The 25,207-nt window shown below is 35.1% G+C and carries 24 protein-coding genes and 13 tRNA genes; 32 read left to right on the forward strand and 5 right to left on the reverse strand.

All coding sequences use genetic code 11. The features are described from left to right. Positions 1 to 132: 132 nt before the first annotated feature. The 27 genes from B0E34_RS09285 to B0E34_RS09410 all read left to right on the forward strand — a co-directional run bounded on the left by B0E34_RS09285 (position 133) and on the right by B0E34_RS09410 (position 13,492). Positions 133 to 206: transfer RNA gene (locus tag B0E34_RS09285), tRNA-His, on the forward strand. 97 nt (positions 207 to 303) lie between these two features. Continuing rightward, positions 304 to 377 (forward strand) — tRNA-Arg (locus B0E34_RS09290). 6 nt (positions 378 to 383) lie between these two features. Then, positions 384 to 456: transfer RNA gene (locus B0E34_RS09295), tRNA-Arg, on the forward strand. 5 nt (positions 457 to 461) lie between these two features. Then, a tRNA-Asp gene (locus tag B0E34_RS21310) sits at positions 462 to 533 on the forward strand. Positions 534 to 601: 68 nt separating this feature from the next. Continuing rightward, positions 602 to 673, forward strand: a tRNA-Pro gene (locus B0E34_RS09300). A 6-nt stretch (positions 674 to 679) separates the two neighbouring features. Then, positions 680 to 751 (forward strand) — tRNA-Glu (locus B0E34_RS09305). Positions 752 to 851: 100 nt separating this feature from the next. Next, a tRNA-Met gene (locus B0E34_RS09310) sits at positions 852 to 925 on the forward strand. Between the two features lie 697 nt (positions 926 to 1,622). After that, positions 1,623 to 1,709, forward strand: a tRNA-Tyr gene (locus B0E34_RS09315). Between the two features lie 161 nt (positions 1,710 to 1,870). Further along, a tRNA-Glu gene (locus B0E34_RS09320) sits at positions 1,871 to 1,943 on the forward strand. A gap of 312 nt (positions 1,944 to 2,255) precedes the next feature. Then, positions 2,256 to 2,329: transfer RNA gene (locus tag B0E34_RS09325), tRNA-Leu, on the forward strand. A 90-nt stretch (positions 2,330 to 2,419) separates the two neighbouring features. After that, a tRNA-Phe gene (locus tag B0E34_RS09330) sits at positions 2,420 to 2,492 on the forward strand. 95 nt (positions 2,493 to 2,587) lie between these two features. Further along, positions 2,588 to 2,660, forward strand: a tRNA-Gln gene (locus B0E34_RS09335). 8 nt (positions 2,661 to 2,668) lie between these two features. After that, positions 2,669 to 2,739: transfer RNA gene (locus tag B0E34_RS09340), tRNA-Trp, on the forward strand. A gap of 196 nt (positions 2,740 to 2,935) precedes the next feature. Then, entirely contained in the window at positions 2,936 to 3,421 is a 486-nt protein-coding gene (locus tag B0E34_RS09345) for a ribonuclease H-like YkuK family protein (RefSeq protein WP_087708922.1), read from the forward strand. Between the two features lie 100 nt (positions 3,422 to 3,521). Next, positions 3,522 to 4,334 (forward strand): ATP-grasp domain-containing protein, encoded by an 813-nt coding sequence (locus B0E34_RS09350; protein ID WP_087709007.1) that lies wholly within the window; start codon positions 3,522 to 3,524, stop codon positions 4,332 to 4,334. 23 nt (positions 4,335 to 4,357) lie between these two features. Next, entirely contained in the window at positions 4,358 to 5,134 is a 777-nt protein-coding gene (locus tag B0E34_RS09355; protein WP_087708924.1) for an ATP-grasp domain-containing protein, read from the forward strand. A gap of 12 nt (positions 5,135 to 5,146) precedes the next feature. Then, positions 5,147 to 5,518 carry a cyclic-phosphate processing receiver domain-containing protein gene (locus tag B0E34_RS09360; RefSeq protein ID WP_087708926.1) on the forward strand — a complete coding sequence of 124 codons (372 nt, stop codon included), beginning with the start codon at positions 5,147 to 5,149 and terminating at the stop codon, positions 5,516 to 5,518. Beyond that, entirely contained in the window at positions 5,518 to 6,075 is a 558-nt protein-coding gene (locus B0E34_RS09365; protein WP_165762968.1) for a DinB family protein, read from the forward strand. The genes B0E34_RS09360 and B0E34_RS09365 overlap by 1 nt, the downstream gene beginning before the upstream one ends. Positions 6,076 to 6,212: 137 nt before the next feature. Beyond that, positions 6,213 to 7,229: an RNA ligase, Rnl2 family gene (locus B0E34_RS09370; protein ID WP_087708930.1), complete on the forward strand. Its 1,017-nt coding sequence runs from the start codon at positions 6,213 to 6,215 to the stop codon at positions 7,227 to 7,229. Between the two features lie 52 nt (positions 7,230 to 7,281). Beyond that, complete coding sequence (locus B0E34_RS09375; RefSeq protein ID WP_087708932.1) at positions 7,282 to 7,872, forward strand: RNA ligase 1 family protein; 591 nt, start codon at positions 7,282 to 7,284, stop codon at positions 7,870 to 7,872. Between the two features lie 387 nt (positions 7,873 to 8,259). Continuing rightward, positions 8,260 to 9,204: an MBL fold metallo-hydrolase gene (locus tag B0E34_RS09380; RefSeq protein ID WP_087708934.1), complete on the forward strand. Its 945-nt coding sequence runs from the start codon at positions 8,260 to 8,262 to the stop codon at positions 9,202 to 9,204. Between the two features lie 277 nt (positions 9,205 to 9,481). After that, positions 9,482 to 10,351, forward strand: coding sequence for a nucleoside hydrolase (locus B0E34_RS09385; protein WP_087708936.1), 870 nt, complete (start codon positions 9,482 to 9,484; stop codon positions 10,349 to 10,351). 195 nt (positions 10,352 to 10,546) lie between these two features. Further along, positions 10,547 to 11,110 carry a metallophosphoesterase family protein gene (locus B0E34_RS09390; protein WP_087708938.1) on the forward strand — a complete coding sequence of 188 codons (564 nt, stop codon included), beginning with the start codon at positions 10,547 to 10,549 and terminating at the stop codon, positions 11,108 to 11,110. Positions 11,111 to 11,203: 93 nt separating this feature from the next. Further along, a complete protein-coding gene (locus B0E34_RS09395; RefSeq protein WP_087708940.1) occupies positions 11,204 to 11,752 on the forward strand; it encodes a 3'-5' exonuclease in 549 nt (182 codons plus the stop codon). 104 nt (positions 11,753 to 11,856) lie between these two features. Next, positions 11,857 to 12,408, forward strand: coding sequence for a 3'-5' exonuclease (locus B0E34_RS09400; RefSeq protein ID WP_087708942.1), 552 nt, complete (start codon positions 11,857 to 11,859; stop codon positions 12,406 to 12,408). Positions 12,409 to 12,466: 58 nt separating this feature from the next. Further along, positions 12,467 to 12,721: a hypothetical protein gene (locus tag B0E34_RS09405; protein ID WP_087708944.1), complete on the forward strand. Its 255-nt coding sequence runs from the start codon at positions 12,467 to 12,469 to the stop codon at positions 12,719 to 12,721. Positions 12,722 to 12,952: 231 nt separating this feature from the next. Next, positions 12,953 to 13,492 (forward strand): hypothetical protein, encoded by a 540-nt coding sequence (locus B0E34_RS09410; protein ID WP_123956594.1) that lies wholly within the window; start codon positions 12,953 to 12,955, stop codon positions 13,490 to 13,492. A gap of 25 nt (positions 13,493 to 13,517) precedes the next feature. On the opposite strand, the gene B0E34_RS09415 is transcribed toward B0E34_RS09410, so the two are convergent. Then, positions 13,518 to 13,964, reverse strand: a complete 447-nt coding sequence (locus B0E34_RS09415; RefSeq protein ID WP_087708948.1) for a VOC family protein — start codon at positions 13,962 to 13,964, stop codon at positions 13,518 to 13,520. Positions 13,965 to 14,371: 407 nt separating this feature from the next. On the opposite strand from B0E34_RS09415, the gene B0E34_RS09420 reads away from it, so the two are divergent. From B0E34_RS09420 to B0E34_RS09435, 4 genes are all read left to right on the forward strand, one after another. Then, positions 14,372 to 15,889, forward strand: a complete 1,518-nt coding sequence (locus tag B0E34_RS09420; RefSeq protein WP_087709009.1) for a TROVE domain-containing protein — start codon at positions 14,372 to 14,374, stop codon at positions 15,887 to 15,889. A 169-nt stretch (positions 15,890 to 16,058) separates the two neighbouring features. Next, positions 16,059 to 16,670: a hypothetical protein gene (locus tag B0E34_RS09425; RefSeq protein ID WP_123956596.1), complete on the forward strand. Its 612-nt coding sequence runs from the start codon at positions 16,059 to 16,061 to the stop codon at positions 16,668 to 16,670. 120 nt (positions 16,671 to 16,790) lie between these two features. Continuing rightward, positions 16,791 to 17,318, forward strand: a complete 528-nt coding sequence (locus B0E34_RS09430) for a DUF6584 family protein (RefSeq protein ID WP_087708952.1) — start codon at positions 16,791 to 16,793, stop codon at positions 17,316 to 17,318. A gap of 126 nt (positions 17,319 to 17,444) precedes the next feature. After that, complete coding sequence (locus B0E34_RS09435; RefSeq protein ID WP_087708954.1) at positions 17,445 to 17,672, forward strand: phosphate ABC transporter substrate-binding protein; 228 nt, start codon at positions 17,445 to 17,447, stop codon at positions 17,670 to 17,672. 1,808 nt (positions 17,673 to 19,480) lie between these two features. On the opposite strand, the gene B0E34_RS09440 is transcribed toward B0E34_RS09435, so the two are convergent. Both B0E34_RS09440 and B0E34_RS09445 read right to left on the reverse strand, forming a co-directional pair. After that, positions 19,481 to 19,825 carry a hypothetical protein gene (locus B0E34_RS09440; protein ID WP_076393123.1) on the reverse strand — a complete coding sequence of 115 codons (345 nt, stop codon included), beginning with the start codon at positions 19,823 to 19,825 and terminating at the stop codon, positions 19,481 to 19,483. An 11-nt stretch (positions 19,826 to 19,836) separates the two neighbouring features. After that, the gene (locus B0E34_RS09445; protein ID WP_076392800.1) at positions 19,837 to 20,253 is read right to left on the reverse strand and encodes a transposase; all 417 of its coding nucleotides are present in this window, start codon (positions 20,251 to 20,253) and stop codon (positions 19,837 to 19,839) included. A gap of 792 nt (positions 20,254 to 21,045) precedes the next feature. Between B0E34_RS09445 and B0E34_RS09450 the strand changes: the two genes are divergently transcribed. Further along, positions 21,046 to 22,584: a SulP family inorganic anion transporter gene (locus B0E34_RS09450; RefSeq protein ID WP_087708956.1), complete on the forward strand. Its 1,539-nt coding sequence runs from the start codon at positions 21,046 to 21,048 to the stop codon at positions 22,582 to 22,584. Positions 22,585 to 22,906: 322 nt separating this feature from the next. On the opposite strand, the gene B0E34_RS09455 is transcribed toward B0E34_RS09450, so the two are convergent. After that, positions 22,907 to 24,334, reverse strand: coding sequence for an elongation factor G (locus tag B0E34_RS09455; RefSeq protein ID WP_228423044.1), 1,428 nt, complete (start codon positions 24,332 to 24,334; stop codon positions 22,907 to 22,909). A gap of 12 nt (positions 24,335 to 24,346) precedes the next feature. Then, complete coding sequence (locus B0E34_RS21575) at positions 24,347 to 24,973, reverse strand: GTP-binding protein (protein WP_228423045.1); 627 nt, start codon at positions 24,971 to 24,973, stop codon at positions 24,347 to 24,349. Between the last annotated feature and the right edge of the window lie 234 nt (positions 24,974 to 25,207).

Here is a 25,207-nt window from a genome sequence, read left to right on the forward strand (position 1 = left end):
ATGCTTGTGTTATTCTTCTTGATAGTGAATTTGTGGGAAAAAGGTGCTTATATACATGGGTCAGCTAATGAACTGACACGTCCAGAAATATAAAGCGCCTCCCGAAAAGAGGCGCTTTTTTTATGGTATATGGTTTCTCTAGCTTATTTGGTAAAGCGTCGGTTTGTGGCACCGGAGAACAGGGTTCGATCCCCGGAGATACCCCAAAAATGTGAATAGTTAATAGTGAATTTTACTTCGTAAGTGAATTTAAAAATTGACGAGCAAGACGAATTGACAATTAACAATTCAGAACATAAAAACAATCTCATGGCTCAATTGGATAGAGCGTTGGTCTACGAAACCAAAGGTTGAAGGTTCGAGTCCTTCTGGGATTACAAAAAGGTTCCGTAATTCAACAGGATAGAATGTTGGTCTTCTAAACCAAATATAGAGGTTCGAATCCTCTCGGAATCACAAAAGGTCTATTGAGGTAATGGTTAACCTTCCCGACTGTCTCTCGGGCACTGCGAGTTCGATTCTCGCATAGACCGCAAAGATTCACGGAAAACTTCTGCTTCGGCTGTCTCCCGGAAAAGAAAATGGAAGTGAATCTGCAAAACTGGAAAGATAACGGTGGTTGTTTACCCGCCTTGGACGCGGGAGGTCGCAGGTTCGAACCCTGCTTTCCAGACAGTTTGCTCCATTAGCATAGAGGTTAGTGCATTCGGCTTTCTACCGAACGACAAGGGTTCGATTCCCTTATGGAGTGCAAAAAAGTGAATAGTCAATGGTGAATTTTCCTTCGTAAGTGAATTTAAAAATTGACAAGCAAAGCAAATTGACAATTGATTATTCACCAAATTAAAAACGATTTCGTAGCTCAATGGGTTAGAGTATCGGTTTCATAAGCCGAAGATTGAAGGTTCGAGTCCTTCCGAAATTACAGAAAAGTGAATGGTCAATGGTGAATTTTACTTCGTAAGTGAATTTAAAAATTGACAAGCAAAGCAAATTGATAATTGACTATTCACAATTCAAACTAAGTTAATTGTTTCAAAAAGAAAAAAGAAAAGGCTTGTCGAGAGCAGAAGATCTTTAGCCAAAAACACGATATAATATAGACAGGCTTTTTCTTAACTCAACTGAAAATGGATGAAAAAAGTTGTGACATAATATAAATTTTTAGAGAAAATAAAGTTTGTCAAAGCGCAGAAGTTCTTATATCAAACAAAAAAATAAGACAGACTTTATTTTTTAATGAAAATTTAAACAAAAAAAATAATCAGAATATTGGGAAATTACTCATTACCCATTACTGATTACTCATAAAAACGATGGTTCGCCGAAGCGGAAGAGTCGGGGCGGTCTGCAAAACCGTTGCGTAAGCTGAGTGGGTTTGAAATGTGAAACATTCGTGAATTCAGATAAAAAAGAATAAAAAGGTTATGAACAATCCCATAGCCATCTCAAATAACTAAAATGAGATTAGTTCCGAAGAAAGAAAAAGTTTGTCGAGCGCAGAAGTTCTTACATCAAACTAAAAATTAAGACAGGCTTTGTTTTTCTTCAAAAATTAAAGATTAAAAAAGTTAGTTGGAAAATATTACTCATTACCAATTACTTATTACTCATGAAAAAAGGGAAGTACGCCGAAGTTGGAGAGTCGGGGCAGACTGTAAATCTGTTGCTTCATTGCTGAGTAGGTTCGAATCCTGCTACTTCCACCACACCGCTGATAATGTAATGGCAGCATGCAGGAAATGTACTCTTGTTGTTCAGGTTCGACTCCTGGTCAGATGGTCAAAGAAAAGTGAATGGTAAATAGTCAATTGTCAATTTAAAAAAATGACTGCAAAGAAATTGGCTATTAACAATTCACAACAAAAACGCTCTATTCGTCTAACGGTTCAGGACGCCTGCCTTTCGAGCAGAAAACAAGGGTTCGATTCCCTTATAGAGTACAGGAAAGTGAAAAGGTGAATGGTGAATTTTGCTCCGCAAGTGAATTTAATAATTGACTACGAAGTAAATTGACGATTGACAATTCACAAAGAAATAGGTTAAATGGAAAGAGAAAGGTCTGTCGAGCGCAGAAGATCTTTAAAAAAACATTACAGGCATAGTTTATAAATATAGACAGGCTTTTCTCGAACCTAAAAATATAAGTAATAAGTAATGAGCAATGAATAATTATTGAAGGTTAATACGAATTATAAATTTATAGAAGATAATTTTTATTACTGATTATCAATTACTCATTACTAATGAAATCCGCGGGAATGGTGGAAATGGTAGACACACTTGATTTAGGCTCAAGGTTTTGGGGGTTCGAATCCCTCTTCCCGTACAAAATATGAGTAATCGGTAATAAGCAATGGGTAATAAATTGCAGGCAAAAAATATTACTGATTACCAATTACTCATTACCTATAAAATTGGAAGAGTGGTGTAGCAGGTCTGCACGTTAGTCTGAAAAACTAAAGGTACAGGTTCGATTCCTGTCTGTTCCACGAGATATAAGTAATAAGTAGTGTGCAATAAGTAATGAATTATGCGCAAAAAAATTACTAATTACCTATTACTCATTACTCATTACTTATAAAACTGATTCATAGTGTAATTGGTCAGCACACAAGACTTTGACTCTTGTTGTTCAGGTTCGAGTCCTGATGAATCAACAAAAACTACTCCGATAGTGTAATGGCAGCATCTCAGTCTCCAAAACTGATGGTATTGGTTCGAATCCGGTTCGGAGTGCAGGAATGTTAATGTTCAATGATGAATTTACTTCACAAGTGAATTTAAAACAGACTTTGTGTTCTTAGCTGAGTGAAATCGAAGATTCGACGTAGTCAAACGCCTTTGCGAACTTAAAAACAAATAGTAGGTAAAAAAACTTAGCGCACTTTGCGTTAAAATAAATATTTAAACAAATACAAAACATGTAGAAAAAATGGAAACGCAACAACAAGTATGGCAGAACATGACAGGAAAAATTTTCCAAAACTCTATCACCCAATTGGTAGAAGAAGCCATCATCCGCGAACAGGCAAATGGACACCGACTGAAGGTTTGTGTAGGTTCAGATTCCCATGTATATGGGGAAGCCATTAATTATGCTACGGCAGTAGTATTTATTCGTGAGGGAAAAGGAGCGTTTACCTTTATCAGAAAAGAAAGAGAAATACAGACTATCAGTATCAAAGAACGTATGCTGAACGAGGTGAACAAATCCGTAGAAATTGCTTACGCTATTTGCGCTGTTCTGGATGCTTATGGAGTGGAAATGGAGGTACACGCAGACATTAACACCGATCCGGATTTCAAATCCAATGTTGCCTTAAGAGACGCAATGGGATATATTCTGGGAATGGGATATGTGTTTAAAGCAAAACCTTACGCCTTCGCAAGTTCCAATTGTGCTGATATGATGGTGTGATAAAATAGCGGGAAGTGGGATGATGGGAGACGGAAGTTTAAAACGCTTCGATTACCTTCCTCATCCAGCTTCTAGCCGCCATCCAAAAAAAAATAAAACAATGAAAACAATTTTAATCATCAACGGAGAAAAATACTGGCAGGATTACTTTGCAGGATTTGATGTGGTTCAGAAGAAAGTTCAGACCTCAGAATTTATTGTAAAAAATGCTGAACTGTATGCCATTGATGAGAATGGAGTCTGCAAACCGGATGTTATTTTTTGGAGATTGGGAGCGATCAATCCTGAAGCAAAATACAGAAACATTTTGGAATTGATTGAATATTCAGGAATTCCCTGTGTGAATTCAGCTTTAACATTATTAATAGGTTACGAAAGATTATCCATGTTAAACAGATTGAAAAAGCTTGGATTACCTGTGATTGATTTTAATGTCGCAACTAATACAGCCCAATTGAAAAATCTGGCAATGCAGTTTCCTTTCGTGGTTAAAGTTGGAAATCATCATGGTGGATATGGAAAAAGTCTGGTTTCAACCGAAGAACAATGGGAAGAACTGAAAGATTTACTCTTTATTCATCAGGATTATGTGACGACAGAGAAATTTATTGATTATCAATATGACATCCGTTATCTGGCTATCAATGATAAAGTCTGGGCAATGAAAAGAAAAGGGAAATATTGGAAAGCCAATTCTTTAACTCAGCAATATCAACTCATCGAGCCCGAAAAAGAATGGATAGAAAAAGTAAAACTGTTACAGGAAAACATCAAAGCAGATATTGTGGCGATTGATGTTCTGGAAACAGAAAACGGAGGAAAAATAATTGTAGAATACAACGATATTCCCGGACTTTCAGGATTTCCTGAAGATGCAAAACTGGAATTGGCGGGTATTGTAAAAAGCAAATAAAAGAACCCTAAAAACAAATAACCATGTATTTTTTAGTTCAGGCTAATGTATATTTAGATCCCGATCATTACAGAATTTTTGATGCTTTGGAAGAATTAAATATTGATTACAGCGTAATTAATATTCCTCCAACCGCACAAAAAATTGACTTCGAAACAGACAGAAAAGATGTTTTCGTATACGGTTCGGTGACGATTGCAAGATTGGCAAAGCAAAATACAGATTGGTTTCCCGGTTCTTTTTACGGAGGAAATCACCTGTATGAAGTGTATTCTAAATATTATGGTGAAAACCTTTTGAATCACAAAGTTTCCGTTCACAAAATTTCGGAAGAATTGATTTGGAAAAAAGATGAACTCAAATTCATCAAACCTTACAATGAAGCGAAAATTTTTACAGGAAAAGTCTTCAACGAAACGGAATGGAAAGATTTTGCTTTTGAAGCATTGCAAAATCAAACCAACAGAATTACAGAAGATTCTTTGGTTCAGATTTCTGAAGCAAAACGAACGATCAAAGAAGCAAGACTTTGGATTGTTGGCGGACAGATTATTGATGCCGGATATTATAAATTCAATGATAATGCTCCTTTTGAAGAAAAAGTTTCTGAAGACGGACTGAGTTTCGCCAATGAAATGATTCAGCTTTTCAATCTGGAAGAAGCTTTTGTAATGGATATTTGTTTAACCAATGAAAGCTGGAAAATTGTTGAAATCAACTGCATCAACAGTTCCGGATTTTATCCGAATACAAATGTGAAAAGTATTATCAAAGCTTTGAACATTTACTTTTCAAATTAAAAAAAATAAGCAATGGAACTAACAAAAAGATTACTGTTTCTGGATGATATACGATATCCTGTTGAAGCGTATCACTATACAAAACAGGATATTTTCCTCAGAAAAGACTGGCATATCGTTCGGAATTACGAACAGTTTGTCAACAGGATTTTGGAAAAAGGACTTCCGGAAATGATCTCTTTTGACCACGATCTTGCCGATGAACATTATTTGAAACCCGATTCTCAGGAATTTGTGGAAAAAACAGGCTACGATTGTGCAAAATGGCTGGTAGAATATTGTATGGATAACTATTTGGATTTGCCAAAATTCTATTGCCACTCCATGAATCCTGTAGGAAAAGAAAATATTGAAAGCCTTTTAAAAAACTTTAAAAAATGGTAATGGATATTTTTAGATTGATAGAAGACATAAAAAGGCATTTGAAATTCAGTTTTGATGAGGTTGACAAATGGTTTGATAAAGACAATGAAACGTTGAATTTTCAGCCATCAAATGGAGGTTGGACAGTTCAGCAGATTTTGGAACACATTTATCTCACGAACTTTTATCTGTTGATACTCATTGAAAAAGGCTCAAAAAAAGCAATGCGGAATTATCTGCATCCTGACTTGAATCTTGAAATAAAAAATTACAGTTTCAATCAGGAAAAGTTTGAAGAAGTAGGCAAGTATGGAGCTTTTGAATGGATAAGACCAGAGCATATGGAGCCGAAAGGAGAATTAAATTTAACTGAAATAAGAAATTTAATTGCTCAGCAATATCATCAATGTTCAAGTTATTTAAACTTGATGAAAAATGGCGAAGGTCTCCTCTGCAAAACAACAATGACGGTGAACGAACTCGGGAAAATCAATGTGTATGAATACATTTATTTCCTGTCGCTTCACGCCCAAAGACACGTTATCCAGATGAGGAATAACGAATTAGAAATAAGTTAAACTACAAATGAAAATCTATGATTTTCTCTTATGTGTACTTAATATTTTCAAAGTGTTAAGCTTTAAAAACTTAAGTGTCCTAAAGTGTTAAATCTTTTGTCTCTTTTGTGGTTAAAATAAATTAAAAACTTAAAAAAATGATTTTCAAAACATATAACTCTATAGAAAATGCTTACCAAAACCGTGTGATCGATCAGATCAGGATTCAGGGTTTTTGGGATGAGATTTTCATCGTGCAGGAGAAGGTTCACGGAGCTAATTTCTCTTTCTTTACCGACGGAAAGGAAATTAAAATCGGCAAAAGAACTGCTTTCATCGAAAAGGATGAAAAATTCTTCAACGCAGATCAGATTTTAGAACGCTACAGAAAAAACGTCATCGAAGTATTCGAAAAAGTGAAAAATATTCATCCCGATGTTGAAACGGTTGTGATCTACGGTGAATTGTTCGGCGGAGGTTACAAACACAAAGAAGTGGAGCCTGTAAAAGATGCGGTAAAAGTGCAGAAAGGTATTGAATATGCTCCGCACAACGAATTTTACGCATTCGACATTAAGCTGAACGGAACTACTTATCTGGATACTGATGTGGTGAATGAAATTTTCGAAGAAACCGGATTTTTCTATGCAAAAATTCTTTTTCAGGGAACTTTGGAAGATGCTTTGAAGTTTCCGAATGTTTTCGATTCTAAAATTCCGGGCTGGCTTGGACTTCCTGAAATTGAGAACAATAGGTGTGAAGGAACCATTGTGAAAACTTTAAAAACCAGATATTTTGGAAACGGCTCAAGAGTCATTTTGAAAAATAAAAATGAAAAATGGATTGAAAAATCTAAAGTGATAAGAAAACAGGAAAAAACCGCTCAAAAGCAAATCAGCTTTAGCGAAAAAGCTCAGAATATCTGGGAAGAAATCCAAAAATATGCAACTGCAAACAGGCTAAACAACGTGGTCAGCAAAATTGGTGAATTCGAACCCAAAATGGTTGGTAAAGTCATTGGTCTTTTTGCGCAGGATATTTTAGAAGATTTTGAAAAAGATTTCCCGAAAGTTTTCGAAACCATTGAGAAAGAAGAACAGAAAAGAATCAATAAAAAACTGAATTCTTTAGTAATTGACATCGTAAAAGAAGAATTAATTTCCGCAAAAGTATAGTTTTGAGAGTTATGCCGATGAATAAAAACTTTTGTGATTAAAACTATTAAAAATGAAAAAGATAAGTACATTATTCAAAAAAGATATACATAATTTAGGAAGAGTCATTAACGAAATTAATCCTGAAAACAACTGGGTTTTTGATGGGAAAGCTATTGCTACACAAAAGTTTGATGGTTCTGCATGTGCAGTAATCAACGGTAAATTATACAAAAGATACGATGCCAAAAAAAGAAAAACAGCTCCTGAAGGCGCAATTCCGTGTCAGGAAGCGGATCTTATTACAGGTCATCATCCGCATTGGATAGCGTGTGACATTGGTAAAAAAGAAGATCAATACTTCTGGGAAGGTTTCACTGCTTTGGCTGAATTGGGCAGGGTGGAAGATGGAACCTACGAACTCATTGGTGAAAAGATACAAGGAAATCCTGAGAATATTAAAGGTCATTTATTGGTAAAACATGGCAAAAATATTCTTAGTTTAGAAAGTCTGGATTTTGAATTTATCAAGAGCTTTTTGAGCAATCCCGAAAATGATATGGAGGGTATCGTTTTCCATCATACTGCTGACAACCGTATGTGCAAGATCAGAAAATCTGACTTTGGTGTACGAAGAATATCAGTAAAAGAACTTATTGTTTAAATAAAGATGAAGTTTCGGTAATTTATTTTATCGGAACTTTTTATGTGTAAAATTGAATCATAAATTTATCTATCCATTATGCAGAAAGTTTGTCATTCTGACACAGCCTGAAGGGATGCGAATGAAGTTCAGAGAATCTATGTAATATTTTTTAGAGATTCTTCACTCCACTTTGTTACATTCAGAATGACAGCAGAAATAATTAATTATTGTTAAAAAAATCTGATTGTCTGTAATTTGTCATAATAAAAACCTCTGCGATCTTGGTTAAGTTTTAACGCCTCTGCGAACCTTAAAAACAGTTTGTTTATAAAGAATCTTTGCGTGCTTAGCGTTAAAATCAAGTATTATGATTGATAACGGATAATCAAAAAAAATTAGAAAAAAATGTTACAGGCAGAAATAAAAAGTCTATTAAAAGAAGACATCAGTATATTAATAAAAGTACCCAATTCAGCAAAACATTATTTATGCGATTGCGGTGAAGCGAGTTTACTGACGGTAAAAGAAGTACAGTCGGTTTCAGCGATATTCATAAGTCATACTCACATTGATCACTTTTTCAATTTCGACGGCATTTTCAGACATCAGATTGGAAGCGGAGAAAAAATCGTGATTTGCGGACCGAAAAATATTCATCAGCAAATTGAAGCAAGATTAAAATCTTACACTTGGAATTTAATTGATGAAAATGCGATTGAATATGAGATTAGAGAAATCGTTTCTAAAGAAGAAATTAATGTCTATAAAATTCGTCCTCCACATTGGAATCTGGAATTGATAGAAACTCAGAATTTCCTTTTTGAAGACGAATATGTAAATGTTGATTTTGCAATTTTGGATCACAAAACAGATTCCATCGCGTATTTATTCAGGGAAAAAGATTCGGTGACTTTTAATGAAAACGGGTTAGAATTCAAAAAAGGAAAATGGATCAGCGAACTGAAGAAAGCCTTTGAAAACAACGATTCCGAAAAAGAAATTGAAATCGAAGGAACGGTTTATAAAGCCTCCGATTTATTTCACTTTCTGACTCGAAACAAAGGATATAAATTAGGCGTAATCATGGATCACGCAGTCTGCGAAGATAATTATGAAAAAATTAAAACGGTTTTCAGAGAAGCGGATATGGTGTATATCGAAACATTCTACAAAGATGAAGATCAGGAATTTGCAAAGATCAACTATCACAGTTTTGCTTCTGCATCCGGTAAAATCATGAAAGAATGTGAAGTAAAAGAAGTAGTTCCTATTCACTTTTCGAGACGATATGTCGAAAGCGATCAACTGGAAATTGAAACCGCTTTTTATAAAGCATTTCAGGGAAATTAATTGACCTGAGTTCGTGATAAGTCTTCTTAAACGCAAGGTAAAACAAAGAGTTTCAATTATTAAGAATTCAGTTTTTAAGATATACAAAGGCGTAAAACTTATCAAAGTAATACCATTTTTGTCTTTTTTAAATAAACGAAGTGCCTTTGTTTAGCTTACCAACTCTCAATAAGTAAAAAAAATCTTTTGTTTTTCTTTGCGATAAATTAATATGATTTTATAAATCAATTAATTAAAATTATTTATTCAGTTAAAATTAAAAAAACTAAAAATAATCATGCAAAATAAATTACCTTTTCATTTCGATATGGAAACGGCTGATCCTGATGATTCGATGACGTTGTCTGTTTTGGCGACGCATCCCAAGGTTCATCTCGCAAGCGTATCCGTACATCCGGGAGGAAAAGATCAGATAGGATTTGTAAAACGTGTTCTGCAAATTCTGGATAGGGAAGATGTCCGCGTCGGCGCAGGAACTCCAAAATCTTCGGCGAGCCGTATTTCGGGTTTTTACCAAGACTGGATCGGAAAATTTGAGGAATCAGAAGCGGATGATACCGCAGCAAACGTTATGAATGAAACACTTCATCAATTTCCAGATTGTACTTTATTGACGGGAGCAGCACTTACAAATCCGCATTCATTGTGGGAAACCGGAGTTTTCTTCGATCGTTGGTTTTGTCAGGGTGGTTTTGCAGGCGATAATATTGTCCAAAAAGAACATCGACTGGAAAAATTTGACGGAAAACTTACCTGTGCGACATTCAATCTGAATGGAAATCCATTGGCTGCTGAAAAGCTGCTTTCAATCCCAATGACTGAGAGACGGATGATCAGTAAAAATGTTTGTCATGCTGCTGTTTTTACAATGAAAGATGCCGAAATCCTGATCCCGTTTCGAAATGAAAACAAAGGATTGAAGCTGTTTCTTAAAGCAGTGGAACTCAAAGAAAAGGCACTTCATGATACTGTGGCAGCTTTATTGGCGATAGACCCGTCAAAAGCAGTCTGGGCAGAAGTAATTCCTTACAGAGAACGTGGTGAGTGGGGCTCCCGTGAAGTAAAAGAAAACTCCGGACACAACTCATCATTGATTACAACTCATATTCCGGATTTCAAAGACCTGTGGATGGTGATGAAACCTTAACGAATTAATATTTATTGAACTAAAATTTCAAAATTTATGCATTAAGTTGTCATTCTGACACAGCCTGAAGAGATGCGAACGAAGTTCAGAGAACCTCACATAAAGATTTTAGAGATTCTTCACTTCACTTCGTTCCGTTCAGAATGACAGAGGAAATAGTGAAATATTATAGTTAAAAACAAACAATTAAAAAAAATGAAACCAAACATATTTTTTACAGCAGACCATCATTTTGGTCATGAAAACATTATAAAATTCTCCGAAAGACCTTTTGAGTCTTTGGAACACATGAACGAAGAACTCATCAAAAGATGGAATGAGAAAATAGGTAAAGATGACACCGTTTATCATTTAGGAGACATCAGTTTAGGCAAACCGGATTTCACGAAAGAAATCCTGGATCGGTTAAACGGAAACATTCATTTGATAAAAGGTAATCATGAAGGTGCAGCATTGACTTATCCAAAACGATTTGCTTCCATCAGAGATTATCACGAACTGAAAATTGATGAGCCTGAAAACAGCAACGGCAAACAGAAGATCATCCTCTTTCATTACGCCATGAGAACATGGAACGGCTCACACCGCGGAGTTTGGCAGCTTTACGGTCATTCGCACGGAACATTACCCGACGATGAAATGGCTCTGAGCTTCGATGTAGGAGTAGATTGCCATAATTTTTATCCGGTTTCTTACGAGGAAGTAAAGGAAATCATGAAAAAGAAAAAATGGACACCTCCGTTTGCACCGAGAAATTAAAAAGTTGGGAGTCTGAAGCTGGAGGCTGGAAGTATTTTCATAGTGTGAAACTTCCATCTTCATGCTCCCATCTTCCAACCTAAAATCAAAATCATGAAAACAACAAACGAAATCGTAATTATCGATTTGGAAGCTACTTGTTGGGAAAATGACAGAATTCCCGCCGGCCAAAAAACCGATATTATAGAAATAGGAATTTGCGAATTAAACAGAACAACGCAGGAAATTTCCAAAAAACAAAGCATTTATGTAATTCCCGAAAGATCTGAAATCAATAAATTTTGTACAAATCTTACAGGAATTACACCGCAGCTCATCGAAGAAAAAGGAATCTATTTCGAAGAAGCCTGCGAAAAAATCAAAGATAAATATCACTCAGCTCAGCTTACTTGGGCAGGTTTTGGAAACTTTGACAAAGAGCAGATCATGGAACAGTGCGATTATCTCGGTATCGAAAATCCTTTTTCCGAAAACTACATCAATATTATGTATCAGTTCAAAAAATACAATGGACTGTTTAAAATGATGGGTTTAAAAAGAGCCTTACATTTTATGAACATGGATTTTGAAGGAAATCATCACAGCGGAGCAGACGATGCTTACAACGCCGCCAGAATTTTAAGAGAAATTTTGGGGAAATAATTTGGTAAGGAAGATGGATGATGGAAGCGGGAAGTTTTACAGTATGTAATTCACTTCTAGCCTCCAGCTTCAAACTTCCAGCCCAAACAATAAATTTTTAAACAATGAAAACAACAGACAACATATTAATTATAGACCTTGAAGCCACATGTTGGGAAGACCGACCGCCGAGAGGACAGGAAAGCGAAATCATAGAAATCGGAGTGTGTATCATGAATGCAAAAACCGGTAAGATTTCCAAAAATGAGGGGATTTTGGTAAAACCTCAATATTCGAAAGTAAGTCCGTTTTGTACAGAACTGACTTCCATTACACAACAAATGCTTGATGATGAAGGTGTTTTGTTAGAAGATGCTTTAGATATTCTGAGAGTGGAATACGATTCTGAAGATCTGACCTGGGCAAGTTACGGAAACTACGATCTTAATATGCTTCAAAATCAGGCAAGAAGATTCAATGTAGATTATCCTTTGAGCGATGACCACATCAATGTGAAAACATTATTCGGAGAACTGCATCCCACGATTCGTAAAAGCGTAGGTATGGCAAGAGCTTTAGGCGAATTAAATCTTGCACTTGAAGGAACACATCACAGAGGAGTAGATGATGCCAAAAATATTGCGAAAATCTTACATTGGTGTCTGCAGAAAGCTTAATCTAAATTTAGAAAAATCCCTTTAAATTCGTATATTTAAGGGGATTTATATTTTAATTATGATTGAGAATTACAATGTTTTAGAACATGTTCGAAAGCGACCTGGAATGTATATTGGTTCTTTAGACCACTCAGGATTTAATGAATTAATTCATTATTTAATTCAGGACTTTATAGAAACAGAGTTTTATGAAATTAATTTTTTGCTAAAGGAAAATAATAGGTTAATTATAGAGGCTGTATGTCGTAAAACTTCAACCTTTATTTCGAATGCCATTAAAAACATTAATGATTATAAAAATGAGCATTTTTAATTTTCAATAATCAGCCTTGTTGCTTTATCTGATTCTTTAACAGTTAAAATTGATGATCTTCTTGTTTTAAACTCTCATAAAGGAATAATTAAAATTCAAAATGAAATTATTAATGATACAAGCAAAATAAAATTTGATTTTACAATTGACAAAGATATTTTTAAAAATTTAGTCATAGATTATATCAGTATTAATCATTTGCTTAAAAGATTTTCTTATTTAAATTCGAAATTGAGAATTAAAAGTATTGATGAATCGGGAATCGAAAAGCAAACAAACATCTTTCATTTTTCTAAAGGCTTATCGGAAAAAATTGATTTTGAACTTAGAGAAAAAATGTTGAATAATGATTTGATTTTTAGGCTAAATTTTGATAAAGAAACAGAATATTCATATTCGTTAACTCTTGCTTTTGTAAGAGGTTTCTGGATGGATCCAAAATTAAAGGTATATTCAAATTACAAAGAAAGTTCTTTGGGAGGATCACTTTTGGATGGCATACTTCAGGGAATGAAATTGTTTTTTAAACAACAATCTCGCAAGAAGAATTTGAATATGAGTATAACAAATGCTAAGTTAAAGAATCATCTTATTCTTTTTGCTTCGGTAACTGGCGAATTAAATTATTTAGGTGCAACAAGAGCTAAATTAGGAACTTCAAAGGTTCAACTCGAAATTAAAGAATTCGTTTATCTGGAACTACAATCATATTTTTCTGATAAAGAAGATGAATTAAAAGATATTTTTGATGTTCTACAGAATAATTATTAAACTTCCTTTCAAAAAGGGAGTTTTTTTATTTCCTTTCCATCCACTCCTCATAAGAAAGCACACCCAATTCAGGTTTTCCGTCACCATCCAAAACCGAGATAAATTCCAGTTGATTTCCATCCGGATCATTAAAATAAATCGCCAAAGCAGGCATCCATGCAAAAACCATTGGCTTTTCAATGCCGTCTTTCAGAAAATTATAAGGTTTCAGATTTTTATTTTTCAGAAATTCGACAGAATAATTCAGAATATCTTCTTTATCAGCGGTAAAAGCAAAATGTCTCGTTTGCAGATGTTCCTTCTGCTCCCATAATCCCAACATGGATTCTTTGTTTTTTCCGATCCATAAAAAAGCAATTCTTCGGTTTTCTTCTTTATGGGCAAATTCCAATCCTAAAATTTCAGTATAGAATTTTATTGCATTTTCCAGATCACTCACCTGAACATGAGTTTCGTACAGTCCTTTAATCATGAGTTTAAAATTTTAATGAAACAAAGCTAGAAAACGTATTTCCAAAAACTTCAAACTCTTGATTCCTTTATATAAAATGAATGATAGATTTTTTCTTTTGGCTGATTGTTACTGGTTGTTGGTTGTCTGTTAAATGTAATTGTCGATTGTTGTTGGTTCAGCGTTATGTTTGTCATTCTGAATGAAGCAAGGCGGAATGAAGAATCTATTTTAAAACGAGTCCTAAAATTTCAGAATAAAAAATCTGTGTTATTAGTGCAAGAATCCGTACAATTAGTGTTTAAATAAAATTTTTTTTAAAAAAATTATACTACGCAAAAACATTGCGCAAAAGCATCCTTACTTTGCATCAGAAATCAGGGAGAAAGTGATAATCCTCTGAAATGTTTAACAAAAAAACAGTAACCATGAAATTTAATTTTTTAAGAAAAGAGAATAAAGTAGTAACGAACTACGAAGGTGCAAAAGCTTATACCATGACACCTGCAGAAGAACTATACAGTGCTGTTGTTACAACAGGATTATCCAATACCACCTATGAAAAAGGAAATGAAAGACTCACAAGAATTCAGTCCCTGATTCAGAAAAATGATCCAGAATTCGTAGCAAAACTGGCGGTTTACGCAAGAAAAGACATGTATCTGCGTTCCATTCCGTTGGTTTTGACGACCGAATTGGCAAAGCAGACTTCAGGTACAGACCTGGTAAGCAGAACCATCGATGGCGTGATCCAGAGAGCGGATGAAATTACTGAACTTTTGGCATATTACCAATTGGCAAACGAAAGAACAGATCTTAAAAAACTCAACAAACTGTCAAAGCAAATTCAGAAAGGTCTGGTAAAATCATTCAATAAATTTGATGAATACCAGTTCGCAAAATACAACAGAAAAGCGGAAGTTACCCTGAAAGATGCCTTGTTCCTGGTTCACCCGAAAGCAAAAGATGAAAACCAACAGGCTATTTTCAACAAAATCGTCAACGATTCGTTGGAAACACCTTACACTTGGGAAGTAGAACTTTCCGTTTTGGGACAGACAAAATTTGCCGATGATGCAGAAAGAAAAGCAGCCTTCAAAAACAAATGGGAAGAACTGATTTTCAGCAACAAACTGGGTTATATGGCAACTTTGCGAAACCTTAGAAATATTCTGGAAGCCAACGTTTCTTCGGATGCGATGCAGAAAGTTTGCAGCTATCTTTCGGATGAAAAAGCGGTGAGAAATTCAAAACAACTGCCTTTCAGATTCTTGTCGGCGTACAGAGAACTGAAAAGTATGAAATCACCTTATCTGTCATCAATTCTCGAAGCATTGGAAGATGCGGTTTTGGTGAGTGCCAAAAATATCAAAGGTTTTGGTTTTGATACTTCGGTCGTAATTGCGGCAGACGTATCAGGTTCAATGCAAAAGTCGGTTTCTCCAAGATCTAAAGTTTTGCTGTACGATATTGGTCTTTTGATGTCGATGATGTTGCAGTCGCAGTGCAAAAATGTAATTTCAGGTATGTTTGGTGACACTTGGAAAAGAGTTCCGATGCCTAAAAACGGTATTTTGAGAAACGTGGATGCATTCTACAAAAGAGAAGGTGAAGTAGGTTACTCTACCAACGGTTATCTGGTCATCGAAGATTTGCTGAATAGACGCGAAAAAGTGGATAAAGTGATGATTTTCACCGATACCCAATTGTGGAACAGCAACGGAACCCGAAATTCTTTCGAAGATTCTTGGAATCAATACAAAAGTTTTCACCCAAGTGCAAAATTGTATATTTTTGACTTGGCGGGTTACGGAAGACAGCCTTTGGATATCAGACAAAACGATGTATACCTTATCGCAGGTTGGTCCGATAAAATTTTCGACGTACTGAATGCTTTGGAAGACAAAAAATCTGCCGTAGAAATGATTAAAAAAGTAGTGCTGTAAAAGGCACTGCTTTTAAAATAAAACTGATAACCATTATTTTCAGGAGCTTAATCCCGCTCTCCGCACTCGCTATTTTTAGGATTTCGGCTGTGGCGGCAAAGCCGCCACAGCCGAAATCCTAAAAATGAGCTCAGACAAATGCTGCGATCGGGGCTAAAAAATGCTAAAAATGATACAACTTTTTAACGTTATTGAAATCAATCCCTTTAAATATTCTCAGGAAGACTATGAGATTCCTGAATTATCAGACTCTTCAAGTTCTGAAGAACGGGATGATAGATGGCGAAAAGCTATATCTACTTTAGATCTTAATCTAAAATTAATCGAGGAAGATTCTTATTTCGTAGATATTGAAACAATTGACGATGAAAATCTGAAGATTATTTTAAAAATAATTTTCGATGATAAAGATATAGATATTGAAGAAGAAAATTACTTGATGCTTTTTGATGGAGGAATTCTTTTAAAGAAAGACAATGAACTTCTCCTTGAGCCACAATGTTGTGCAGATCTTGAGGATATCAAAAATTGGGAATATATTTTCGAAAATAGTTCATCAGATTGGTCACAGTTATGGATTGGGCATCCGTGGATTTTCTACAAAAAAGAAAATGGTAAAATTCAATTTTCCGATTATACCGAGGACTTGTTAAATGAATGGGAAAATAGACAATCTGTTTTTGAAGTCGATGAATTAGATTTGCAAATTGAAATTAATAAAATAAAAGAACGGCAAATACATTTCAATGATAGAGTTATTAAGCTTTTGACAGAAATATAAATTTAAAAACCGACGTATGAAATGAAGGTGTTAAGAAAATTAAGCTGTACGAACGTTAAGAAGATTCTACTGTTTGAAATAGGAACAAATTCAAAACGAACAAATGAATAATTATAAATAATGGGAACTATTTTTTACAGAATTGAACAGGATCTTAAAGCGGGAAGAAAGAAAAAAGCCTGCGACAGACTTCGAAATCTGATTAATGAATTTCCCGACGATCTTTCTTTGAGAGACAAACTGGCGCAGATTTACTATGATTCAGGGTTTAAAGATGAAGCCGGAAAGTTTTGGATTTTATCTGAACCTCAGAATTTCGAAATGAAAGAAGCAATTGAAATCTACAGAAATTCATTAAGCAATTCAGGAAATGCTATTTTAAAAGATATCGTTTTTCGGGGAGATAAAACTCAGCTTTCAGATTACGCAAAAAATATTCTGAAACAATTGGAAACAGACAGCTTTAAGAAAACAAAACATATTCCTGATTTTAAAAGAAAGCAAAGAGAAAAAGGAAATTATACGGAATCTAAAGATAGCTTTTTTAGTAATGTAGGATTTTATTTGCTCATTGGAGGAATTATTTTACTTCCATTTTTAGGACTTGTTAAGCTGGGAGAGATTATCGGGTCAATATTTTCAAAATAAATTTTAACTGCGTAAAAAGAATGCGCACTAAGACAATAACTTTGCATCAACAAAAACAGATAACCATGAATTACTATAAAAAATGGCTTAAAGGAACACTGTATTGAGGTTAAATACTCAATACTTATGAAAAAAATTAAAACATTAAAGAAGTCTTTCGGAAGCAATGAATTTGGATTAATTGATTTTCCGAAGAAAATTTCGAATGTGCAGATTTCCAGAATTTTATATGGAAATGAAATGGGGTGTTCTTATTGTTTTCCACATGGTTATGAAACCATTAATTCAAAAGAAATTAAGTTTCAGAGAAACTGGAAAAAATATAGAAAAACCCAATGGAAAACCAAAAAGTAAGTGCCGTAAAACAGAATTTCTTCGTTTAGGGACAGCAATACAGGTTCGAATCCTGTTTCCAAGTATTCGGAATGGTGTAATGGTATCACTCTATCAGTAAGTCTCTGTTTGATTTTTTACCTTACTTTAAAAGAATTACCGGTGCCGTAAGAAAAGAAATCCTTCGATTTCCACTTGAACAAGAGTCTTTTCGTTACATTGCCCGGTTTTAAACAACCAATGTCGTCATCATAAGAGTTCCATCGTCTTACTTAAAATTTGAATTGATATCAAAAACTCTTATACCATGTTACTTGGTTTTTTTTAAAAATAATTTTAACTGCGTAAAAAGATTGCGTACCAATGCAATAATTTTGCAGTAACAAAAAACAATAACCATAAAAACTTAAAAAAATAATCGATGCCGTAAGAAAGAGTTCCTTCGAATCCAAACTGAAAAAGTCTCTTTCAAAATTTTGCTCGATTTTAAAATTACTTACAAGTGCCGTAGATAAAAGTTACTTCGATTTGTACAGAGGTTCGAAATCGAAGATTCGACGGAGTCAATCCTTTCGCCGAAAGGTGTGGTCGAGTGGTTAAACGGTTTTTAAGACAGCTTTTATCACTGTTTGCCTTGTAATTTTTAAGAAAACTATTTAAAAAACATAAAAAATCAAGTGTCGTTTCAGAATCATACTTCGATATTTAATCTTTGGGTCGCAGGTTCGATTCCTGCCTTCTCTGTTGTAAACGAGATGTAGCTCAGACGGTAGAGCAAAAGCACTGAAAGATTCTCACATTATTACCTTGATTTAAAAAACAAAAGAGTGCCGTAGAAAAGGCTTACTTCGAACAGCAATTATTTAGACCAAAAAAATCTAAAAAACAAGTGCAATTTCCTGAATAACAGTAGGGATCAGGTGCATGTCTGTCTTTTCGCCTTTTGCCTTTTTTTATTGAAAATTTAAAAATATCGGGTGTCGTAGTACAGAAATACTTCGTTCCAAACTGGAAATGCAGGTTCGATGCCTGTCAGTAACTAAAAAACTGTCGTCTAATTTGAGTAAAGACGCCGGAGAAATATCTGTACGAAATTTACCTTGATAAAATAAAGAGTGCCGTTAGAGAAAACTTACTTCGGTTAATCTTAATGATGTTGGTTCGACTCCAGAATAAATCTGAAAATGATTTATAATAAAGAGTTTTCTCGTCTTTTGCCTCTTTTTTAATTTTAAAAACTTACAGATAAGTGTCGTAGAGAAAGGTTACTTCGTAACTATAACGGTCCTAAGGTAGCGTAATTCGGGCGACCGAACTGGTGAGGTTGGGTTGAAAACCAACTGGGCAAAAGTTTTCGAAAGAAAGCGCAAGTCTCTCGCAGATGTAGAATTGCCGGCTCCCTGCCCAAATCGGGTAAGAGCGGCGCTCATAAGAGCAAAAATACCTTTTTCGTCTTTTACCTTATCTGTTTTTATAATACACAAGTGCCGTAGAATAGTGTTACTTCGCTCATTACGACGGGGTCGCGGGTTCGAGCCCCGCCTTTTCCACAGTTTAAAAAACACAAAATTCAAATAGGAAAAGTAGCTCAGTTGGTTAGAGCACGACATTGCACTTTCTGGTTGTTGCCTTGTTTTAAAATATAAAGTGTCGTAGAGAAAAGATACTTCGTCACCAATCGAAGGGGAGGAATAATGAAGCAGATCATACCTGCAAGATTATCCGGTTCGACTCCGGCAGAACGATGCCCCGCTTTTCTTTTCCCGTTGCTAATCTTTATATTAAAAATCCGAAAAACAGTATGCTTTTCGGATTTTTTTATTTTGAAATCAGTTCTTTGAAGTAATTTTTTCGTATTCTTCTTCAAACGTTTTTTTCCATTTTGCAATGGTAGTTCTGCTGATTTTATACTTTTTCGACATATAATTCGTAGAAAAATTATGCTTGTTTTGGTATTGTAAAAGTTTTAGCATCGTTTTCTTATCGTAAGTCTTCAGTTTCTGATTTTTCTCAAGGCTTTCTTTTGATTGCTTGAAAACCAATTCATTAAAATTCAAAACATCTTCAGTGGTTTTTAAATTTTTTATCAGACGCTGAACTTTGGGATCGTTCAGTTTATCAGGATCTTTTTCTTTAAGCATATCCTGATAGATCTTCGTATAATTTGGACGCATGGGATGTTTTTTTAAATTTTTTGCAGCCATCGGTGAAGCGTACTTTTAGGGATTGAATACTCCTGGATGATTTCATTATGAGTCATCTCTCCGGATTGTATTTTTCCGATGATGAATTCTTTGATCTCCTGAGTATAAATATTTTTTCGGAAATAAGGAATCTTATCCGATTTCGGATTCTTCACCTTATCAACAGCAGAAGGAGGAGCGTATAAAATAAGGTGTGAACTGTAAATTCTGAAAAAATCATATTCCAGAAGTTTAGAGCATCTTAATAAAAGATCTGTTTCTACTGATGCACTTTCGAAAATTTTATCGATAGCTTCCTCATCTTTTTTAAGAAAACTGCACATTCTTTCTTTACTAACTTCCAGTTCGTTAGCTCTTTCTTTAATAAATTGTCCTATATGTATGTCTTTGTATAGCATAGGTTTTTTTAAGCCTTAGTGATTAATAAGCAATTTGCAGTCCGAAATTATAAAATATAGAAAAAATATGAAAACTTTAGCACAATTTATTACGTTATGCCCGTTTAATAATTGGCGCAATACTTATTTACACACAAAAATTTGGATAGAATTTACTTGTAAACAGAAGATATAGAAATGTAAAACCAAGAATTTATGCTTTATTTTGCAGTACCCTCATGTATTTCAGATCCTCATTACTTTGTTCAGTAAACTTTAACTATCCCGACTTTTTGTAAGCACCAATACTAATTTCCATTACTTTATCATCTACTTTATCATCATGTAAACGCCTTTTTTTATAATTTAAGATAATTTTCTTTCTGTAATTAATTAATCATCAATAATTGAATTAAATATTTAGAAAAAATACTAACTTCTCTGAAATCAAATATAGAAAAAATTGGATTCAGTCCAAAAGAATGAGGGATAAAATTTCATGAAATAGAGTTTTTAGTTAAAGTTTAATGAAATATGTGGTATGTGTTGTGAAATATTACACTCTGAAATAATTGTAGAGAACATAATTTTACAGGAAACATATTGTGAAATATTTAAAGTAAGGAAGGTAAAAATTGTCTGAGAAATTTTTAGTCAATATCTTTGCAGATAATATGCAAATAAAAACAAAAACTTCCTCCGAAGTTACACCGCCTTAAGGATTTGATAAATTTAATAAAACTGTTTTCTAAAAAAGAAAACAGCAATTTCTGTTTTTAAAATATCATTAAATCCTTAAACATTACTTTTCCAATGGAAAATTCTCTTAAACTTTTCGATTTTTCTCAAAAAATAAATTTCAAAAACGAACTTCTTGCCGGATTCACGGTGGCAATGACGATGATTCCCGAATCTCTTTCCTTTGCCATTCTTGCCGGGCTTTCTCCTTTAACAGGATTATACGCCGCCTTTATGATGGGATTGGTAACTGCTATTTTCGGAGGACGTCCCGGAATGGTTTCCGGTGGAGCAGGAGCAACCATCGTTGTTTTAATTGCATTGATAAAAACCCACGGAGTAGAATATTTATTTGCAACTGTAGCTTTAGCCGGAGTTTTTCAGATGCTGGTCGGCGTTTTCAGACTCGGAAAATTCGTAAGATTAATTCCGCAGCCCGTAATGTACGGTTTCCTGAATGGTCTTGCTGTCATTATTTTTATGGCACAGGTAGAACAGTTCAAGATTACCGATGCAAACGGTGTTGTGACTTGGCTGCAGGGTTCTTCCTTATATATTATGTTAGGTTTAACTGCTTTAACGATTGCTATCGTTTACTTTTTCCCGAAAATTACTAAAGCCCTTCCAAGTTCTTTAATCGCAATTTTAATTGTTTTCGGAGTGGTTGTTGGTTTCGGAATTCATACAAAAACCGTTGCAGATATTGCCCGCATCAGCGGAAATTTACCCAGTTTCCATATTCCGGAAATACCTTTTTCATTAGAAACCTTACAGATTATTTTTCCTTATGCTTTAATTATGGCAGGAGTCGGTTTAATTGAATCTTTACTGACTTTATCTATGGTGGATGAAATCACCAATTCAAAAGGAAACACCAATAAAGAAGCGGTAGCCCAAGGTTTAGCCAACGTTACCAACGGTTTTTTCGGCGGAATGGGAGGCTGTGCAATGGTTGCGCAGACTTTAGTGAATCTGAATGCAGGTTCCAAAGCCAGACTTTCCGGAATTATTGCTTCCCTCACAATTTTGGTTATTATTTTAGTAGGAGCCCCGTTTATTGAAAAAATCCCGATGGCGGCTTTGGTTGGTGTCATGATGATGGTTGCGATCAGTACTTTTCAGTGGGTTTCCATAAGTATCATTAACAAGATGCCGAAATCCGATATTTTTGTGGGTATTACGGTGGCTTTAATTACCATTATTCTTCACAATCTGGCTTTGGCGGTTTTAGTGGGGGTGATCATTTCTGCTCTCGTTTTTGCGTGGGACAATGCGAAAAGAATCCGTGCCAGAAAATATACAGACGAAAATGGGGTTAAATATTATCAGATTTTAGGACCGCTGTTCTTTGGCTCGGTTACAACATTTATTGATAAGTTTGATCCTGTAAATGATCCGGATCAGGTAGTCATCGATTTTAAAGAAAGCCGCATTGTAGATATGAGTGCAATTGACGCTCTAGATAAACTCTCCAAAAAATATACGCAACAAAATAAAAAACTGCATTTAAGACACCTAAGTGAAGACTGCCGCAAAATGCTGAAAAACGCAGAAGCTGTAATTGAAGTGAATATTCAGGATGATCCTACGTATAAAGTGATGCCGGAGAAGTAGGAGGGTTTTTGAGTTGAAGTGTGGGAGAGTTTGAGTGGTTGAGAAGATTGTTTGGCGGGAAGATGGAAGATGGAAGAGCGATGATGGAAGTTTAGAAATACTCCGCAAACACCTGAAAAAATCTGTGTAATCTGTGGGAAATAAAATTTTGAATAAGCTGGAAGCGCGATGATGGAAATTTAAAATTCATGCAAACATCTGTGGAGAATAAAAATCTGCATAATCTGCAAAATCAGCAGGAGAAAAAAAACAATTCATCATTGACAATTCATCTCAATAACCCAAACAAGGACTGCAAAAATAAATTTACAGCCCTTGTCTTTTAGGTTACTAATGTATTCGCGATGAAATCGGGCACCAAAGCATAGTGCGACAACTTCATGCTGATCGAAGCTCTTCCGCTTGTCAACGTTCTCAGATCAGAAATATATCCGAAAGTAGAAGCTAAAGGAACTTCTGCCGTGAAGATTTTTCTTCCCGATTTTTCATCAATTGAGATGATGATTCCTCTTCGTTTGTTGATATCCGCAGTCACCACTCCGGTATAATCCTCAATCGTCTGAATCTCAACTTTCATGATCGGTTCCATTAATTTAGGCTTACAGGATTTTCCTATTTCCCGGAAACCGTCTCTCGCAGCCATTTCAAAATCCTGTGCATGAGAGTCATTACTGTGAGTCGATCCGTCCAGAAGCGTAACTTTCATGCTTTCCAGAGGATAACCCTGCAACGCTCCGTTTTCCATCGCCTCTCTGAATCCTTTTTCAACAGACGGAACAAATTCATTCGGAATCACTCCGCCTTTGATCTGATTGATGAATTCCAAACCGATACCACCATCATTTCTCGGTCCGATTTCAAACATGATGTCTGCAAACTGTCCGCTTCCGCCATTCTGTTTCACGAGTTTTTCACGGTGCGTTCTGGTTTCCGTTAAAATTTCTTTATACGAAACTTTAGGTTTTCCCTGATTGATTTCAATTCCATGATTCAACCTGATCTTTTCTAAAGTAACTTCAAGATGCAACTCTCCCAAACCGCTCAGTAAAGTTTCTCCTGTTTGTCGGTCTCTTTCAACAACCAACGATGGATCTTCTTCCTGAATTTTCGCTAAAACCAGTCCGAAAGATTTTTCATCCGCATTTGTTTTCGGTTCAATAGAAACCCTGATTACCGGAGCCGGAATCGTAATGGATTCAAGCAAAACAGCCCGTTCAACAGAAGATAAAGAATCTCCGGTTCTCGCATCTTTTATTCCGGTTAAAGCCACAATATCTCCCGCTTTTCCTTCTTCAACCGTTATCGTTTTGTCCGACTGCATCTGCAAAATCCTTGAAATTCTGAAACTTTCACCCGTTCTTACGTTCTGAACCGTATCACCGGATTGTATACTTCCCGAATAAATTCTCAACATCGAAAGTTTACCCATATGTTTATCAATCACCACTTTGAAAACCAATCCTGAAAACATTTCCTCTTCATTTCTTTCCAGTTCCACCGTTTCTTCCGTTTTCGCATCTTTTCCTTTCACGGAAGGCAACTGATCCGGCGCAGGAAGATAACTTACAATCGCATCAAGCAAAGGCTGTACTCCCTTGTTTTTGAATGCAGAACCACATAAAACAGGAACTGAATTTCCTGAAAGACAAGCTCTTTTTATGGCTTCAGTAATCATTTCCTCAGAAATTTTTGTTTCAGAATCCAGAAAATATTCAAAAAACTGTTCGTCAGATTCCGCTAAAGTTTCCATTAGTTTCATTCTCTATTCATGAGCTTCAGCGTTGTAAAGTTCCGGAATTTCCTTTTCAGTAATGGTTTCTCCGTTTTCATCCATCCAGCACAGTGCTTTTTGCTTAATTAAATCGATAACACCTTCGAAACTGTCTTCTGAACCCATCGGAATTTGTAAAGCTAAAGGAACTGCATTCAGTTTTGTTTTAATTTCATTTAAAACAGCAAAAAAATCTGCCCCTATTCTATCCATTTTATTGATGAAACAAATCTTTGAAATTCCATGTTTCTCAGCCTGAAACCAGACATTTTCCGTTTGTGGCTGAACTCCCGAAGAAGCACAGAAAACTGCTACAACGCTGTCCAGAACGCGTAAAGAACGTTCAACTTCCACCGCAAAATCAATGTGTCCCGGAGTATCAATTATGTTGATATTGAAGATATTTTCATCTTTTTTCCATTGGGTAGAAATTGCAGCCGAAGAAATCGTAATTCCCCTGTTTTTCTCCTGGATGTCTTTATCCATTGTGGTATTTCCTTCGTCCACATTTCCGATTTTATGAATCATTCCCGTGTAATAAAGAAGTCTTTCCGTGAGTGTTGTTTTTCCTGCATCAACGTGTGCTATAATCCCTATATTTCGTGTGTTGTATTTCATTTTGTTAAATTTAAATTGTTGATTTTAAGGTTGTAAAATGTTTTAAAACGCAAAGTTCTTTGAAAACTGTTTTTTATTTAAGAGAGCAAAGAGTTGCGACAAAGTCGCTGATGAAGCCAGCTTCTTAAAATCAATTTATTGATTAAAATCTTTGCTCACTTTCTTATTCAGTAAGAAAATTTTTCTTTGCGTTAAAATTAGACAACCTTTCTGAATGTAAAAGCTGAAAAGTAG

Origin of the sequence: Chryseobacterium mucoviscidosis (assembly GCF_002177115.1) — a bacterium.
In the GTDB taxonomy this organism is placed as follows: Bacteria; Bacteroidota; Bacteroidia; order Flavobacteriales; family Weeksellaceae; genus Chryseobacterium; species Chryseobacterium mucoviscidosis.